Origin of the sequence: Rhizobium rhododendri, assembly GCF_007000325.2 — a bacterium.
Taxonomy (GTDB): Bacteria; Pseudomonadota; Alphaproteobacteria; order Rhizobiales; family Rhizobiaceae; genus Rhizobium; species Rhizobium rhododendri.
The window spans coordinates 26,787-42,045 of the sequence record NZ_CP117270.1 but is presented as its reverse complement, the minus strand read 5'-3'; the positions used below and the strand labels follow the sequence as shown (position 1 = coordinate 42,045).

Sequence of the window (15,259 nt, the reverse complement as noted above, 5' to 3'; positions counted from 1 at the left end):
CATGAGCCGCAATTTCCTTGTCGTCGACCCCGTGGAAGACATGTCCGTGCTGAAGGGCCTCGCCTCGCCTGCGCGGGTTTCCATCCTCAAATTGCTGCACGAAAAGGGGCCTCTCAATGTCAACGAGATCGCCGATATCCTGTCGCTGCCGCAATCCAGCGTATCGACGAATGTCCAGATGCTCGAAGAGGCCGGCCTCATCCGCACCGAGACGCACAAGGCTCGAAAAGGCAACCAGAAGGTCTGTTACAGCGTCTACGACGAAGTTCTCGTTGTCTTCAAGAACGACATCAAGGAAACCGAAGCGGACGCCGTGGAAGTTTCCATGCCGCTTGGTCTCTACACCAGCTTCGAGGTGACAGCTCCCTGCGGCCTCTGTTCGGTCGATGGTATCATCGGCTTGCTCGATGTTCCCAGCACCTTTCTCGACCCCGACCGGATGAAAACAGCGCTCATCTGGTTCACTCGCGGCCATGTCGAATACCAGTTCCCGAACAACGCGCGGCTGACCAATACCAGCGTCCGCGAAATAGAATTCGTCATGGAACTGAGCTCGGAAGTGCCCGGCACCAGCGCCGACTGGCCTTCGGATATCACTCTCTCTGTCAACGGCGTCGATGTCGGCACTTGGACGTCTCCCGGCGATTTCGGCGACAAACGTGGCGTTTTCACCCCCGATTGGTGGAAACTGAAGGGATCGCAATACGGAAAGCTCAAGAATTTCCGCATCACCGACGACGGCGCCTTTGTCGACGGATTGCGCATCTCCGACATTTCGCTGGCAGACCTGAAACTCGAGGAGCACCACTCCATCCGCCTGCGTATAGGGGTGCGGGACGATGCCAAGCACCCGGGCGGGATCAACATCTTCGGACGAGGGTTCGGAAATTACGACCAGGATATCCTGCTGAGACTGAAGACCCGCCGCGAGCCAAAAGCCTCATAAAATTCCACTTGACCCCGCCAGGGGCATCCGCTTTACTACCCTAAATCGTGATACAAATCACGAAATAAGATATAGTGGAGGATGCCATGAAAGTTGCGGTCACCGCGCACAGCCGATTCACGATTTCCGAAATCGATCCGCGCCTCTACGGCTCGTTTATCGAGCACCTCGGCCGCGCCGTCTATACCGGCATCTACGAACCGGACCATCCGACCGCAGATGCGAACGGCATGCGCCAGGACGTCATCGATCTCGTCAAGGAGCTGAACGTTCCGGTCGTGCGCTATCCCGGCGGCAACTTCGTCTCGGCCTATAACTGGGAAGACGGCATCGGGCCGCGCGCGAGCCGTCCGACGCGGCTCGACCTTGCATGGCACACATCCGAGAGCAACCAGGTCGGCATTCACGAATTCGCCGAATGGTGCAAATCCGCCAACACCGAGATGATGCTCGCCGTCAATCTCGGCTCGCGCGGCCTCGACGAAGCCCGCAATTTCCTCGAATACGTCAACCATCCCGGCGGCAGCGAATGGAGCGACAAGCGACGCGACAATGGCCGCGCCGAACCTTTCGACGTCAAGCTCTGGTGCCTCGGCAACGAGATGGATGGCCCCTGGCAGATCGGACACAAGTCGGCGGACGAATATGGACGGTTGGCGCACGAGACCGCCAAGGCAATGAGGGCCTTCGACAGTTCGCTGGAACTGGTCGTATGCGGCTCGTCCAACGCCCACATGCCGACCTACCCCCAGTGGGAAGCCACGGTCCTCGATCATACCTATGACGAGGTCGATTATATCTCGCTGCATATGTATTTCGAGAACCGCGCTAAAAACACTGCGAATTTCCTCGCAAAAAGCGTCGAACTCGACAATTACATCGGTACAGTCGCTGGCGTCATCGAGTACATCAAGGCGAAGAAGCGCTCGACAAAGAACGTCTATATTTCCTTCGACGAGTGGAACGTCTGGTACCATTCCAAGGAACGCGACAAGGCGATCCTCGAAGGCGCCAGCGGTTGGCCCCATGCGCCGGCGCTTCTGGAAGACGACTACAATTTCGAGGATGTCCTGCAGGTCGTCTGCATCCTCAACACCTTCATCAACCGCGCCGATGTCGTGAAGATTGCCTGCCTTGCGCAGCTGGTGAACGTCATTGCCCCGATCATGACCGTACCGGGCGGCCCGGCCTGGCGACAGACCATCTACTACCCCTACTATTTCGCATCGGTCTATGGCCGCGGCACCGCGCTGAAGCTGATCGTCGACAGCCCGACCTATGCAGCCGATGGCCTTGGCGACATCCCCTATCTCGACATCTCCGCTGTCCATGACGACACGTCCCGGACGATCACTTTCTTCATCGTAAACCGGCACCAGCAGGAAGCGCTGGATCTGGGCATCGCCCTTCTGGAATTCGGCACCCTGACGGTGATCGACGACCAGGAGATTGCGCACCCCGATCTCGCAATCACCAACACCGCCGGCAAGCCGGACAATGTCGTCCCGCGCAAAGCGGCCGGTGCGAGCGTGTCTGACGGAGCTCTCAGCGCGTCGATTGCGCCGCTTTCCTACCGCATGATCCGGCTTCAGGCCTGATTTTTATATATCACGATAGGCGATACATATCGCCTATCTGTTGACATTGTCATCATTTGTCTTAACGTCTTTGCAGCGATGCCTGACGTCTCTGGGAGGAGAAGATGGAAGCAATAGCTTCTATTTTGGCGCAGTCGTGGACCGAGAAGAACTTCGCCGCAACGGCTGGCAGGTTCATCTGTAACGGTTGCTGCTCGCATATCGATATCAGAATTTCCGTTTCAGCGTCCGGCGCACAGGTGCCGACATGACGGCTGATATCGAAATTCTGAATGTCAGCAAACGTTTCGGCGCCCTGACGGTGCTCGACAGCTTGTCGCTGACCATCAAGGCCAACGAGTTCATGGTCTTCCTCGGGCCTTCCGGCTGCGGCAAGTCTACTCTTCTGCGGATGATTGCCGGGCTCGAAACCGTCGACGAGGGGACGATCTCGATCAATGGGCAGCGGATCGATACGCTTCCGCCGGGCCAGCGCGACATTGCCATGGTGTTCCAGAGCTACGCGCTCTATCCGCACATGACCGTCGCAGACAACATGGCTTTCGGCCTGCGCAACATAAAGGTTGCAGCTGATGTGATCGAGGCCCGCGTGACGGAAGCAGCCCGCATGCTGGAAATCGGCCATCTGCTCGATCGCAAACCTGGTCAGCTTTCCGGCGGCCAGCGCCAGCGCGTCGCCATCGGCCGCGCCATCGTCAAGGAACCGAAAGCCTTTCTCTTCGACGAACCGCTGTCGAATCTCGATGCGGCGCTGCGGGTGCGCACCCGGCTTGAACTGGCGCAGTTGCGAAACCGCGTGCAATCGACGATGGTCTTCGTCACCCACGACCAGATCGAAGCCATGACCCTGGCCGATCGCATCGTGGTGATGAACAACCGCCGGATCGAGCAGATCGGCTCGCCGATGGATATCTATACAAGACCGGCCAGCCGTTTCGTCGCAGCCTTCGTCGGTTCGCCGACGATGAACTTCCTTTCTGTGAAGCTGTCGGAGCGCGACGGTTTTCTTCAGGCGACCCTTGCCGATGGCAGCACGGTGGAGACCGCCATCCGGCCCGGTGGCATCGCTGCCGGAGGCGACTACACGCTCGGCATCCGCGCCGAGGCGGTGAAGCTCGCCGGATCGGCGCCAGCTGCCGTGACGGGCAAGGTCGATGTGCTGGAACGGCTCGGCGACCGGACGCTGCTGTACGTGCGGCTGGCTGACGAAAGCATCATCGTCGCCGAAGACATCGGCAACAGCCGAGTGGCTGTCGGCAATACCGTCTCCCTCGCCATCGACGGAACCAGAGTGCATCTCTTCGATGCGGATGGACGCGCGTGGCATTGCGAGGAGAGCCTTCATGGCTGAGGCCGCGCTGTCCCTCGCACGTCCTGCGGTATCAGCGGTTGCACGCCGCCGTCACCTGGGCGTCAACGCTCCGCAGTGGCGCAATGCGCTCTTCATCGTGCCCTTCCTGTTTTTCTTCGTGACCCTGCTGGTGGTGCCGCTGTTCTGGGGCATGTGGCTGAGCGTCCACAAGGCGGACACCTTCGGCGTCGGAAAATTCGTCGGCCTGGGCAATTATCTGAGGCTCTACAACGACAAGATATTCTTGCAGTCGATTGGCAACACCTTCTATTTCGTTGCCCTCACCGTGCCGCTTCTCGCGGTCATGGGCCTGCTGCTGGCGTTGGGGCTGAACCGCAAGACGCGCACCGCCACCATCCTCCGCGCAGTTTATTTCTCCTCCTCGGTGCTGTCGGTAACAATCGTGACGCTGATCTGGCGGATCGTCTTCGTGCCGAATTTCGGATTGCTGACGACCATCTACGGCTGGTTCGGGGCAACCGCGCCCGCCTTCCTGTCCAATCAGGACCTGGCGATGATCGCCATTGCCATCGCCACCATCTGGTGGTGCATCGGACTGCCGATGATGCTCTTCCTCTCGGCATTGCAGCAGATACCCGGCGATATCTACGAGGCTGCGGCGCTCGACAATGCCAGCCGCTGGCGCGTGCTGTGGTACATCACCCTGCCCTCGATACGGCGCACCTTCGTGCTCGTGGTCATCATCCAGATCGTGTTGCAGTTCCAGCTGTTCGGCCAGTCCAAGTTGCTGACCCAGGGTGGCCCCAACAACGCTTCGAAGCCGATCGTCTATTACATCTATGAGACCGCCTTCACCAAGTGGGATCTCGGCCTCGGGGCCGCCGCCTCGGAGGTGCTGTTCGTGCTGATCCTGATTGCGGCCATGGCGCAATACCTGTTCTCTCGCCGGCAAGGGGAAGAAGGATGAGCATCAACCCGACATCCACCACGATCGGAAGCTCCGTCGGCGACCGCATCATCCTGGGGCTGGTGATTGCCGTTGCCATCGTGATGATGGCGCCGGTGGTCTGGGTCGTCGCCCTGTCGCTGAAGGAAAACAAGGAACTGATGACGGATATGAATGCCGTCTTTCGGGCTCCCTACACGATCAAGAACTATATCGACATCCTCGGCACGTCGTCGGTCTTCCGCTGGATCCTCAACAGCCTGATCGTGTCGGGCACGATGACCATCATGACCCTGATCCTCGCATCGCTCGCCGGCTATGGCTTCGCGCGGCTGAACTTCCCCTACCGCGACGTACTGTTCATCATCGTGCTGCTTGGACTTGCGGTTCCCGAGCAGGCCGTGCTGATTGCCCGCCACCAGATCTTCAGCTGGCTGAAATTTCACAACACCTATCAGGGGCTGATCCTGCCTGGCCTTTCGGCGCCATTCGGCGTGTTCCTGATGACCCAGTATTTCCGTGCTATTCCGAAGGAGCTCGACGAGGCGGCTTTGCTCGACAATGCCAGCCGGTTCAAGATCTTCTGGAAGGTCCTGCTGCCGCTCACCATCCCGGCACAGGCGACCCTCGGTATCTTTACCTTCCTAAATTCCTGGAACGAATACCTCTGGCCGCTGATCTCGGGCACGCGCAAGGACACGTTCACGCTGACCGTCGGCATGGCCTCGACGCAAAGCAATTTTGCCCAGTCGGAGGGACTGGGCTTCCTGATGGCGCAGGCCGTCTTTGCCGGCGCGCCGGTGCTCGTTCTCTACCTGTTTTTCCAGAAGTACATCGTCACGGCGGTCTCGGGTAACGCCGTCCGCTGAACTACCACGCGCCTGACACGTCAAGACAATGCCCTGGGAGGGGCCAACAGGGGTTAACGACCCCACGAGGAGGAGATGATATGACGCATATTTTCAGGAGATATCTGCTAGCGGCGGCTTCGGTCGTTGCTCTCGCCGGGGCAAGTCCTGCCTTTGCCGCAACCGAACTCTCTGTGCAGCGCTTCTTCGGCGCCTGCGATGCGGATTTCGGCACCAACACCGATGTATCCAAGGCGGTGGGCGAATGCGGTATCATGACGTCGCTGATCAACAAGTTCAACGCAGACAATCCCGATGTGCACGTCAGCGTCACCACTGTGGAATGGCCGGGCTACGACCAGCTGACGGCGCAGTTCGCCGCTGGCGACCCGCCGGATATCGTCACGATCCACCAGTCGGTGCTCGGCGACTATGCCTCGAGAGGCCTGCTGATGCCGCTCGACGATGTCCTGAAATCTGTCGGCGTCGCCTCTACCGATTTCACCGAGGCAAGCCTCAGCGGCGTTACCAAGGAAGGCAAGATCTACGGCCTGCCGATCGACAACTGGACCATGCTCTTCCACATCAACATGGGTCTCTTCAAGAAGGCCGGTCTCGTCAATGCCGACGGCACACCGATACTGCCGAAAAACGTCGACGAGCTTCTGGCGCAGGCAAAGCAATTCCGGGAAAAGACCGGCAAGCCCTATTTCGTCCAGAACCTTGCCAACGAGGTCGCTCTCTATACCCGCAATCTCTACACCTACCTGTTTCAGCAGGATTCCGATTTCTTCGCCGATCCCAAGCATGTGAAACTGGATACGCCGGAAGCCAGAAAAGTCGTCGAGATGTACAAGGCTATCTTCGACAATGGCGACACGACCAAGGATCTCGACTACTCCGCCAGCATCAATGCATTCCTGGCCGGCGAAGGCGGCGTTCATCTGAACGGCACGTGGATGATCGGCGACTACACTGCGTCGTCGGAAAAGGCCGGAACCTCGCTCAATGCCGGCGGCTATGCCGTCTATCCCTATCCGCAGCTTTTCCCCGGCAAGAAGGCACAGTATGCCGACGGACATAGCTGGGCGGTATCGCAGAAGGATCGCTCGCCGGAACAGATGGCCGCCATCGGCAAGTTCCTGAAATTCTTCCACGACAACGACTTCGACTGGTCGCGCACCGGCCATCTGCCGGCGATCAAGGCCGTGCTGACATCCAAGGAATTCTTGGCACTGCCGCATCGTGACACCATTTCTTCGATCACGACACTCGGCACGCCGCTTCCCTCCGCAGTGCAGCGCCAGTTCGCCATTCAGGACATCATCGGCCAGGAAATGAGCTCGGCCGTCACCGGCCAGAAGGATGTGGGCGCTGCCCTCAAGGATATGGAGTCGCGCGTCAACGACCTCCTCGGCAACCTCTAGCCAACAACGGTACCCGAACGACCTATGCCCGCCAGCGTATTCCTGGCGGGCATAGGCATGTCGATCAAAGGGAACGGCTCGCCAAGGCGCCTTTCCCCGACCGTCGCTTACGGCCGCACGAGCGCAGTTTTGCGCATTCGCCGCTGGCGAAAATCTGCTCCTCCGCTCTGCGCTCCTCTTTCCCATGGTTGAACGGATGACTGCCTGATGCACCCGTGTCACCAAAAATTCACCCCAGTTTCAACGACGTGACATCCAGCGAGCGGATACCCCTCCCCTGCGACGAGGCGAAATGCCGCTCACAGGAGATTACCATGATTTCACTCAATCGGCGTGCAGCCCTCGGTTTGATCGGCGGGACCGCCGGCAGTCTCATGCTCCCGAAACTGTCGATGGGCCAGGGCAAGCGCCCGTCCATCACGGTCGCAGTCCAGAAGATCACCATCAACAACACGCTGGATATCTGGTACGAGCAGTCGAACGTCGGAGAGCGCATATTCTTCCCCAATCTGTGGGAAGGCCTGATCGTCCGCAACTGGATGGGTAACCAGGAGCCGATCCCGGGTCTTGCCACCGAGTGGAAACGCATCGACGAAAAAACACTCGAACTGACGCTCCGCCAGGGCGTCAAATTCCACAATGGCGACGAGCTGACTGCCGATGACGTCGTGTTCAGCTTCTCGCCGCAGCGCGTCTTCGGCAACAGCCAGCCTGCAGGCGGCAAGACCATTTTCGAGGCCGACAACAAGCCGACGACGGCAAAGGAACTGCCGGCCACCTTCCCGGGCGTCGGACGACGTCTCTGGCCGGCACTGGCCGGTGTCGAGGCTGTCGACAAGTACACGGTACGGTTCCACAATGTCACGCCGGATGTCACGCTCGAAGGCCGGCTTTACGCCTTCGGCAGCCAGATCGCCAATCGCCGCGCCTGGGATGAAGCCCCCTCCTATCTCGACTGGGCACGCAAGCCGATCACGACAGGCGCCTACATGGTCGGCGAGTACAAGCCAGACGTATCCCTGACGCTGCTGGCCTTCGACCAGTACTGGGGCGGCCGCCCTCCGCTCGAGCAAATCCGCTTCGTCGAAGTGCCTGAAGTCTCGTCGCGCGTGAACGGCCTTCTCTCCGGCCAGTTCGATTTCGCCTGCGACCTGCCGCCGGACCAGATAGGTGCCGTCCAGGCAACTTCGGGCTTCGAGGTTCAGGGCTCGACCATTTTAAACCACCGCATCTCGGTTTTCAGCACTCAGAACCCGGTGCTCGCCAATCCGCTGGTGCGCCGTGCCATGACCCATGCGATCGATCGCCAGGCCATCGTCGATGCCCTATGGGCAGGCAAGACGAACATCCCGGCCGGCCTGCAATTTGACTCATATGGCGAGATGTTCATCAAGGGATGGACGGTTCCGGAATACAATCCGGAGATGGCCAAGGATCTCCTGAAGCAGGCCAACTACAAGGGCGATGCCATCCCTTTCCGCCTGCTCAACAACTACTACACAAACCAGACGGCCAACGGCCAGATCATGGTCGAGATGTGGAAACAGGTCGGCATCAATGTCGAGATCCAGATGAAGGAAAACTGGGCCCAGATCCAGGATGCAAGCAGCATGAAGGGCGTACGCGACTGGTCGGCATCCCCCGCCTTTAACGATCCAGTCTCCTGCATGGTCAGCCAGTTCGGACCGAACAGCGATACCCAGCAGCAGAAGGACTGGTTCAACGCCGAGGCAAACCAGATGGCTGGAATCCTCGAGACATCGACAGACCGCGCGGCCCGCAAGAAGGCATTTGCTCGCATGCTCGAGATCTGCGAGCGCGAAGATCCGGCCTACCAGGTCCTCCACCAGAACGCGGTATTTACTGGCATGAAATCATCCCTGAAATGGAAGGCAGCGCCCGCCTTCGCCATGGACTTCCGCGCCAACAACTGGGCCAGCTGAGACCCCAATCTATTTGCCTCGGCTGCATGATGCTGCCGGGGCATTTTTTTGTACCAGACACGGCCTGTCCAAGCGCCTCCCGCCCGGACTTCGATACGAGCGCCGTCATTTAGAGGGAGACCGTTCCGTTGCAAACCAATCTCGTAGAGCTCCGCAATCTGAAGGTCGCCTTCGACGGCGTTCCTGTGCTTCACGGCATCGATCTCGACATAAGACGAGGGGAATCGGTCGGGCTCGTCGGTGAATCCGGCTGCGGCAAGTCCGTGACCTGGCTCGCGGCACTAGGCCTGCTGCCGCGCCGGGCCCAGATCAGCGGCTCCGTGACGCTCGAAGGCCGGGAGCTTTGCGGCGCCCCCCGCTCAGTGCTCGAACAGGTCAGAGGCGGTCGCATCGCGATCATTTTCCAGGATCCGTCGAGTTCGCTCAACCCCGTGCAGCGCATCGGTCGGCAGATTGCCGAGGCTCTTGCGCTCCACCGCGGACTGCACGGAGCAGCGGCAGCGGCCGAAACACTGCGGCTGCTGGACATCGTCGGCATCCCCGACGCCCGCCGTCGCGTCGATCTCTATCCGCATGAATTTTCCGGCGGCCAATGTCAGCGACTGATGATCGCCATGGCGCTGGCCGGCGAACCCGATCTGCTGGTTGCCGACGAGCCGACAACGGCGCTCGATGCGACGATCCAGGCGCAGATTCTCGATCTGCTGATCCAGATTCGGGCGGAGACCGGTATGGCGACCGTGTTCATCAGCCACGATCTCGGCGCGGTCTCACAGGTCTGCGAACGGATCTGCGTCATGTATGCCGGCCGGATCATCGAAGAGGGCAGCATTGCCCAGCTCTTCTCTGAACCGCGCCATCCCTATACACGCGGCCTTTTCGACGCCATTCCGACCATCGACGGACCACGCAAGCGCCTGGTCCCCATTCCCGGCACCGTCCCGAACCCGAAGCAGATGCCATCCGGCTGTGCATTCTCTCCACGTTGCGCGCGCGCCGTGGAAAACTGTCGCCACGAGATGCCGGCTTTCGAAATGCTGGAGGATGGCAGGAAGCTCGCTTGTCTGCGCCCCGTGCCCGCGCGTGAACTGGTGAGCTCTCCGTCCCGAGTTGCGGAAGAGGTTACCTCGTGACGCCGCTTCTCGAGGCCAGAAACCTCGTTCGCACCTATCAAATCCCGACCGGTGCTTTCGGCAGGCCCACCCCTGTGCGGGCCGTCGACGGCATATCGCTATCCGTCAACGTCGGCGAGACGCTCGGTATCGTCGGGGAATCTGGGTCGGGCAAGTCGACGCTTGGCCGGATGCTGCTCGGCATCGATCCCGTCCAGTCGGGCGAGGTCCTGTTCGAAGGCAAGCCCATGCCGGCCGTGGCGACCCGCCTTTGGCGGGCATGGCGGGCAAAGATGCAATTCGTCCACCAGGATCCGCTGGCAGCGCTCGACAAGCGCCTGACGATTTCCGCCCAGATCCGCGAGCCCCTCGAGATCCACCGGCTCGTGCCCAAGGAACAGCGCAATCTGCGTGTCACCGAGTTGATGTCCGCAGTCGGGCTGCGCCAGGACCAGGCCGATCGCTATCCCCATGAACTTTCCGGCGGCCAACGGCAGCGCGCCGTCATCGCCAGGGCGCTGGCCTCACGCCCGAAGCTGATCGTCTGCGACGAGCCCGTATCGGCGCTCGATGTGTCGATCCAGGCCCAGGTGGTGAACATGCTGAGCGACCTGCAGGCGGAAAACCGGCTCGCCATGGTGTTCATCAGCCATGACCTGAAGGTCGTTCGCAACATCGCCGACCGCGTCGCCGTAATGTATCTCGGGCGGATCGTCGAGGAAGCCTCCTCGGACGTGATCTTCAGTTCGCCGCAGCATCCCTACACCAAGGCTCTCGTCTCCAGCGTGCCTGTTCCGGGCAGACAGCTTGAGGGTCGGGTGATCCTGCAGGGCGAGCCGCCGAACCCTGCCAACCGGCCTTCCGGCTGTGCCTTCCATCCGCGCTGCCCGATTGCAGCCGAGATATGCCGCACGACAGTGCCTGCCTTGCAGACCATCGGCGATGGCCGTACTGCCGCCTGTCACCTGGTGAAGACCGGCGACGCCTCGATTGCCGCATAGCGGGAGATAAACATGCTGCGTTTCGTTCTCGTCCGGATCCTTCGGGCACTGATTACCATTGTGGCAGTCGTGACCTTCGCCTTCGTCGTGCTGCGCATGTCCGGCGATCCGGCGCAGGTGATGCTCGGTCCCGACGTCCCCAAGGAAGCCGTGGATGCGTTTCGCAAGGCATGGGGTCTCGATCAGCCCCTGTGGGTCCAGTATTTCGCCTATATGAAGTCCATCCTCACCGGTGATTTCGGCGTTTCCATGCGCGACAGGGCCTCTGCCCTGCATCTCGTCATCGACCGCATACCGGCGACACTGGAACTGACTATCCCGGCTCTTTGCCTGCAGCTCCTGATCGGCATTCCGGCGGGTGTCTATGCCGCCCTGCATCGCCAGAGCTTTGCCGACCGCAGTGTCATCATGGCCGCGATCCTCGGTTTCACCGTTCCCTCCTTCGTGATGGGATTGCTGCTGGTGCTGATCTTCTCGGTGATCCTCGGTCTGCTGCCATCGGGTGGCCAAGGCACGTGGCAGCAGATGATCCTGCCGATCGTGACCATGAGCATCGGCTATATCGGTATCCTGGCACGCTTTTCGCGCAGTGCGATGATCGAGGTGATGGGCCAGCATTATGTCCGCACAGCTTCGGCAAAGGGCCTGAAATGGCGCGACGTTGTGTGGAAACATGCATTGCCGAACGCCGCCGTGCCGATCGTGACGATCGTCGGCTTCTTGGTCGGCACGCTGATTGCCGGCGCCGTCGTCGTGGAGTCGATCTTTTCATGGCCGGGCATCGGCCGTCTTCTGGTGGTCTCGGTCAGCAACCGCGATCTTGCGGTCGTCCAGTGCATCCTGCTGCTGATCGCCGCGACGATGGTTATCTCCAATCTGATCGTCGACATGCTCTATGGCTGGCTCGATCCACGCCTGCGCGCCCAGTCGACACATTGAGGACTTCAGACATGACGACGGTAGATGCGACATCCATTCCCGTGACGACGAGCAGGAGACGGGGGCCGCTCGGCTGGTTATGGCGAAATGTCCCCCTCAGCATCGGGCTCGGGATCGTCTGGCTTCTGGCGATGATATTCGTCGCGATCTTTGCCGATCAGCTGCGCCCCTACGGCATCACGGCGATGGACCTCAGCAACCGGCTTGTCGCGCCGGGCCATTTCAAGCACTGGGCCGGTACGGACGAGCTTGGTCGCGACGTATTTTCGCGGTTGCTGCAGTCGATCAAGGTGTCGCTGATCATTGCCTTCGGGGCTACGATGATATCGGCCTTCTTCGGCACGGCGCTCGGCTTTGCTGCCGCGAAATTCCGGGGCATCGTCGAACATCTCGTGCTGGTGCTAGCCGATTTCCAGGCCGCCTTGCCATTCCTGATCATGTCTCTGGCGGTGCTGGCGTTCTTCGGCTCGTCGATGACATTGGTCGTCTGCCTCATGGGCTTCTACGGTTGGGAACGCTACGCCCGTATTGCCCGCGGGCTGGCCATTTCCGCCAGCGCCCAGGGTTATGCGGCAGCGGTCGTGCAGCTCGGCGCATCCCCGTTCCGCGTCTACCTCCGTCACATCCTGCCGAACGTCGCCTCGACACTGATCGTTTCGATGACGCTGACATTTCCGGAAATCATCCTGATGGAAAGCAGCCTCTCCTTTCTCGGCCTCGGTGTCCAACCGCCCGAATCCAGCCTCGGCAACATGGTCGGCTTCGGGCGAGAATACCTGACCCGCGCACCGTGGATCATGCTGGCGCCCTCGGCCGTCATCATGCTTACCACCCTGTCGATCTCGCTTGTCGGCGACTGGCTGCGCGACAAGCTCGACCCGACAACACGCTAACATCCACTCACCAGGAAATATCCTCAATGACACTCATCACCGGCCACCGCGGCGCCCGCAATCTCTGGGCCGAAAACTCGCTGACGGGCTTTCGCAACGTTCTCGATCTCGGCGTCGACGCGGTGGAATTCGACGTCCACCTGACCACGGCCGGTGAACTCGTCGTCATCCACGACGCAACGCTGGACCGAACGACGGATCATACCGGCCCGGTTCGCGCCCTCTCACCTGAAGCCCGCCAGAAGGTGATGCTGAAGGATACGCAAGAGGCGATGCCGACGCTTTCCGAGGTGCTCGAAGTGGTGGCACCGGCCAACCGGCTCTCCTTTCACATCGAGATCAAGTCCGACGAGACCGGTACGCCCTATCAGGGCATCGTCGAGGGGGTCGCTGGCGAGATCGAACGCTTCGGCATCGGCAGCCGCAGTTGCCTGACATCCTTCGATACGTCGGTCCTGGAGGATTGCCGCCGCCATGCGCCGGCCATCGCCCGCCTCGTCTCGATCAGCGCCATATCGGCAGAAAAGCACGGCGGAATCTCGCAATTCCTCGAGAAGATCGACGGCCTCGCCAAACTGGTCGCCGTACACCACGAATTGCTGGAGGCGGAATGGGACATCATCACCGGCGCTGTTCCGATCGAAGACCTGTGCGTCTGGACGGTGAACGACGAGGAGACCATCCGCAGATGGCTTGCGCGCGGCATCGGTCACCTGACCTCGGATGCCCCGGATCTGGCGCTGAAACTGCGCGGGGAAATGACCGCGCTTTAGGCGAGGTCCGAGATTAGCGCAGCATGGTTCCCGTCGTCTGCTTGCGGATGTGCCACGATAGCGCCTCTTCGAGCAGGTGCGGGGTATGGCCGCCGCGCGCGGTGGCGCGTGCCAGGTAATCCTCGAGTTGCTCGCGATAGGACGGATGGGAACACCGGGCTATGATCATCGCCGCCCGCTCGCGCGGCGCGAGTTCGCGCAGGTCTGCGAGGCCGTGTTCGGTGACGATGATATCGACATCGTGCTCGGTGTGGTCGACGTGGCTGACCATCGGGACCACCGAGGAAATGCTTCCGCCCTTGGCAAGCGACTTCGTGACGAAGATGGACAGATAGGCATTGCGCGCGAAATCCCCGGAGCCGCCGATGCCGTTCATCATGTGCGTGCCATTGAAGTGGCTGGAATTGACATTACCGTAGATGTCGACCTCCAGCGCGGTGTTGATCCCGATTACCCCGAGACGCCGGATTACCTCCGGATGGTTGGAGATTTCCTGCGGGCGCAGCACAAGCTTGGCCTTGTATCTGTCGAAGTCACCGAACACCCGCTCGGCACATCCGGCCGAGAGCGTGATCGAGGAGCCCGAGGCAAATGCGAGCTTTCCGGCATCGAAAAGATCGAAGGTGCTGTCCTGGAGGACTTCGCTATACATCCTGAGGTGATGAAAAGGCCCCTTCCCCAATCCTGAAAGCACCGAGTTGGCGATCGTACCGATCCCCGCCTGCAATGGCTGCAGCGAAAGGTCGAGCCGGCCGCATGCCACCTCCTGCTCCATGAAGCGGATCAGGTGCCCGGCAATTGCTTCCGTTTCCGTGTCCGGTGCCTCGACGGACGAGAAGCTGTCCTTCTGCCCGGTGATGACGATGGCGGCAATCTTGTCCGGATCGATCGGCACATAGGGAAGACCGACGCGGCTATCGCAGGAAACGACCGGGATAGGCTCTCGCGACGGGCGCTTGGTGGGGATATAGATGTCGTGCAGGCCTTCGAGCGCCAGCGGCTGGCTGAGATTGATCTCGACGATAATCTGCTTGGCAAGGATCGCGAAACTCGCCGAGTTGCCGATCGAAGTGGACGGCACGATGCCGCCCTCTTCGGTAATCGCCGTCGCCTCGATGACGGCGTAGTCGATCGGACCGAGCTGGTTGGAGCGGAGATGTTCGACCGTCTCGGACAGATGCTGGTCGATGAACATCACCTCCCCGCGATTGATCGCGGCACGCAAAGTCGTGTCGACCTGGAACGGCATCCGGCGCGCCAGAATTTTAGCCTCGGTCAGCATCCGATCGATGTCATGGCCGAGCGATGCGCCGGTGATCAGGGTGATCTTGAATGGATCGGTCCTGGCACGTTCGACCATGGCGAGCGGCACCGCCTTGGCGTCGCCTGCCCTCGTGAAGCCGCTCATGCCGATGATCATGCCGTCCTTGATCAGGGCGGCCGCAGCCTCCGGCGTGGTGATCTTGTCCAGCAGCGATTTGCGACGGATGCGTGTCTCGAACATTCTGGCCCCGGGGTTGG

At 60.6% G+C, this 15,259-nt stretch carries 13 protein-coding genes; 12 read left to right on the top strand and 1 reads right to left on the bottom strand.

What is annotated here, in order from left to right; all coding sequences use genetic code 11:
- Window position 1: 1 nt before the first annotated feature.
- From PR018_RS26975 to PR018_RS26920, 12 genes are all read left to right on the top strand, one after another.
- Window positions 2–946 carry an ArsR/SmtB family transcription factor gene (locus PR018_RS26975; protein ID WP_142824978.1) on the top strand — a complete coding sequence of 315 codons (945 nt, stop codon included), beginning with the start codon at window positions 2–4 and terminating at the stop codon, window positions 944–946.
- Window positions 947–1,032: 86 nt separating this feature from the next.
- On the top strand, window positions 1,033–2,544 hold the full coding sequence (arfA, locus tag PR018_RS26970; RefSeq protein WP_142824977.1) for an arabinosylfuranosidase ArfA: 1,512 nt from the start codon (window positions 1,033–1,035) through the stop codon (window positions 2,542–2,544).
- A gap of 247 nt (window positions 2,545–2,791) precedes the next feature.
- Window positions 2,792–3,895: an ABC transporter ATP-binding protein gene (locus PR018_RS26965; protein ID WP_142824976.1), complete on the top strand. Its 1,104-nt coding sequence runs from the start codon at window positions 2,792–2,794 to the stop codon at window positions 3,893–3,895.
- Complete coding sequence (locus PR018_RS26960) at window positions 3,888–4,823, top strand: carbohydrate ABC transporter permease (RefSeq protein WP_142824975.1); 936 nt, start codon at window positions 3,888–3,890, stop codon at window positions 4,821–4,823. The genes PR018_RS26965 and PR018_RS26960 overlap by 8 nt, the downstream gene beginning before the upstream one ends.
- Entirely contained in the window at window positions 4,820–5,671 is an 852-nt protein-coding gene (locus PR018_RS26955; RefSeq protein ID WP_142829426.1) for a carbohydrate ABC transporter permease, read from the top strand. The genes PR018_RS26960 and PR018_RS26955 overlap by 4 nt, the downstream gene beginning before the upstream one ends.
- Before the next feature lie 80 nt (window positions 5,672–5,751).
- On the top strand, window positions 5,752–7,077 hold the full coding sequence (locus PR018_RS26950) for an ABC transporter substrate-binding protein (protein WP_142824974.1): 1,326 nt from the start codon (window positions 5,752–5,754) through the stop codon (window positions 7,075–7,077).
- 314 nt (window positions 7,078–7,391) lie between these two features.
- A complete protein-coding gene (locus PR018_RS26945; protein WP_142824973.1) occupies window positions 7,392–9,020 on the top strand; it encodes an ABC transporter substrate-binding protein in 1,629 nt (542 codons plus the stop codon).
- Window positions 9,021–9,148: 128 nt separating this feature from the next.
- A complete protein-coding gene (locus PR018_RS26940; RefSeq protein WP_142824972.1) occupies window positions 9,149–10,153 on the top strand; it encodes an ABC transporter ATP-binding protein in 1,005 nt (334 codons plus the stop codon).
- The gene (locus PR018_RS26935) at window positions 10,150–11,133 is read left to right on the top strand and encodes an ABC transporter ATP-binding protein (protein ID WP_142824971.1); all 984 of its coding nucleotides are present in this window, start codon (window positions 10,150–10,152) and stop codon (window positions 11,131–11,133) included. Before PR018_RS26940 ends, PR018_RS26935 begins: the two co-directional genes overlap by 4 nt.
- Before the next feature lie 12 nt (window positions 11,134–11,145).
- Entirely contained in the window at window positions 11,146–12,072 is a 927-nt protein-coding gene (locus tag PR018_RS26930) for an ABC transporter permease (RefSeq protein WP_142829428.1), read from the top strand.
- An 11-nt stretch (window positions 12,073–12,083) separates the two neighbouring features.
- Window positions 12,084–12,965, top strand: coding sequence for an ABC transporter permease (locus PR018_RS26925; RefSeq protein WP_142824969.1), 882 nt, complete (start codon window positions 12,084–12,086; stop codon window positions 12,963–12,965).
- 26 nt (window positions 12,966–12,991) lie between these two features.
- Window positions 12,992–13,738, top strand: coding sequence for a glycerophosphodiester phosphodiesterase family protein (locus tag PR018_RS26920; RefSeq protein ID WP_142829430.1), 747 nt, complete (start codon window positions 12,992–12,994; stop codon window positions 13,736–13,738).
- Window positions 13,739–13,751: 13 nt separating this feature from the next.
- Here PR018_RS26920 and PR018_RS26915 read toward each other — a convergent pair whose 3' ends face one another.
- Complete coding sequence (locus PR018_RS26915) at window positions 13,752–15,242, bottom strand: succinyl-CoA:acetate CoA-transferase ScpC (RefSeq protein ID WP_142824968.1); 1,491 nt, start codon at window positions 15,240–15,242, stop codon at window positions 13,752–13,754.
- Between the last annotated feature and the right edge of the window lie 17 nt (window positions 15,243–15,259).

What these genes read in the sequence shown, in the direction of transcription:
- PR018_RS26975 (WP_142824978.1), top strand. Translation starts at nt 2, where the DNA reads ATGAGCCGCAATTTCCTTGTCGTCGACCCCGTGGAAGACATGTCCGTG.
- arfA (WP_142824977.1), top strand. Translation starts at nt 1,033, where the DNA reads ATGAAAGTTGCGGTCACCGCGCACAGCCGATTCACGATTTCCGAAATC.
- PR018_RS26965 (WP_142824976.1), top strand. Translation starts at nt 2,792, where the DNA reads ATGACGGCTGATATCGAAATTCTGAATGTCAGCAAACGTTTCGGCGCC.
- PR018_RS26960 (WP_142824975.1), top strand. Translation starts at nt 3,888, where the DNA reads ATGGCTGAGGCCGCGCTGTCCCTCGCACGTCCTGCGGTATCAGCGGTT.
- PR018_RS26955 (WP_142829426.1), top strand. Translation starts at nt 4,820, where the DNA reads ATGAGCATCAACCCGACATCCACCACGATCGGAAGCTCCGTCGGCGAC.
- PR018_RS26950 (WP_142824974.1), top strand. Translation starts at nt 5,752, where the DNA reads ATGACGCATATTTTCAGGAGATATCTGCTAGCGGCGGCTTCGGTCGTT.
- PR018_RS26945 (WP_142824973.1), top strand. Translation starts at nt 7,392, where the DNA reads ATGATTTCACTCAATCGGCGTGCAGCCCTCGGTTTGATCGGCGGGACC.
- PR018_RS26930 (WP_142829428.1), top strand. Translation starts at nt 11,146, where the DNA reads ATGCTGCGTTTCGTTCTCGTCCGGATCCTTCGGGCACTGATTACCATT.
- PR018_RS26925 (WP_142824969.1), top strand. Translation starts at nt 12,084, where the DNA reads ATGACGACGGTAGATGCGACATCCATTCCCGTGACGACGAGCAGGAGA.
- PR018_RS26920 (WP_142829430.1), top strand. Translation starts at nt 12,992, where the DNA reads ATGACACTCATCACCGGCCACCGCGGCGCCCGCAATCTCTGGGCCGAA.
- PR018_RS26915 (WP_142824968.1), bottom strand. Translation starts at nt 15,242, where the DNA reads ATGTTCGAGACACGCATCCGTCGCAAATCGCTGCTGGACAAGATCACC.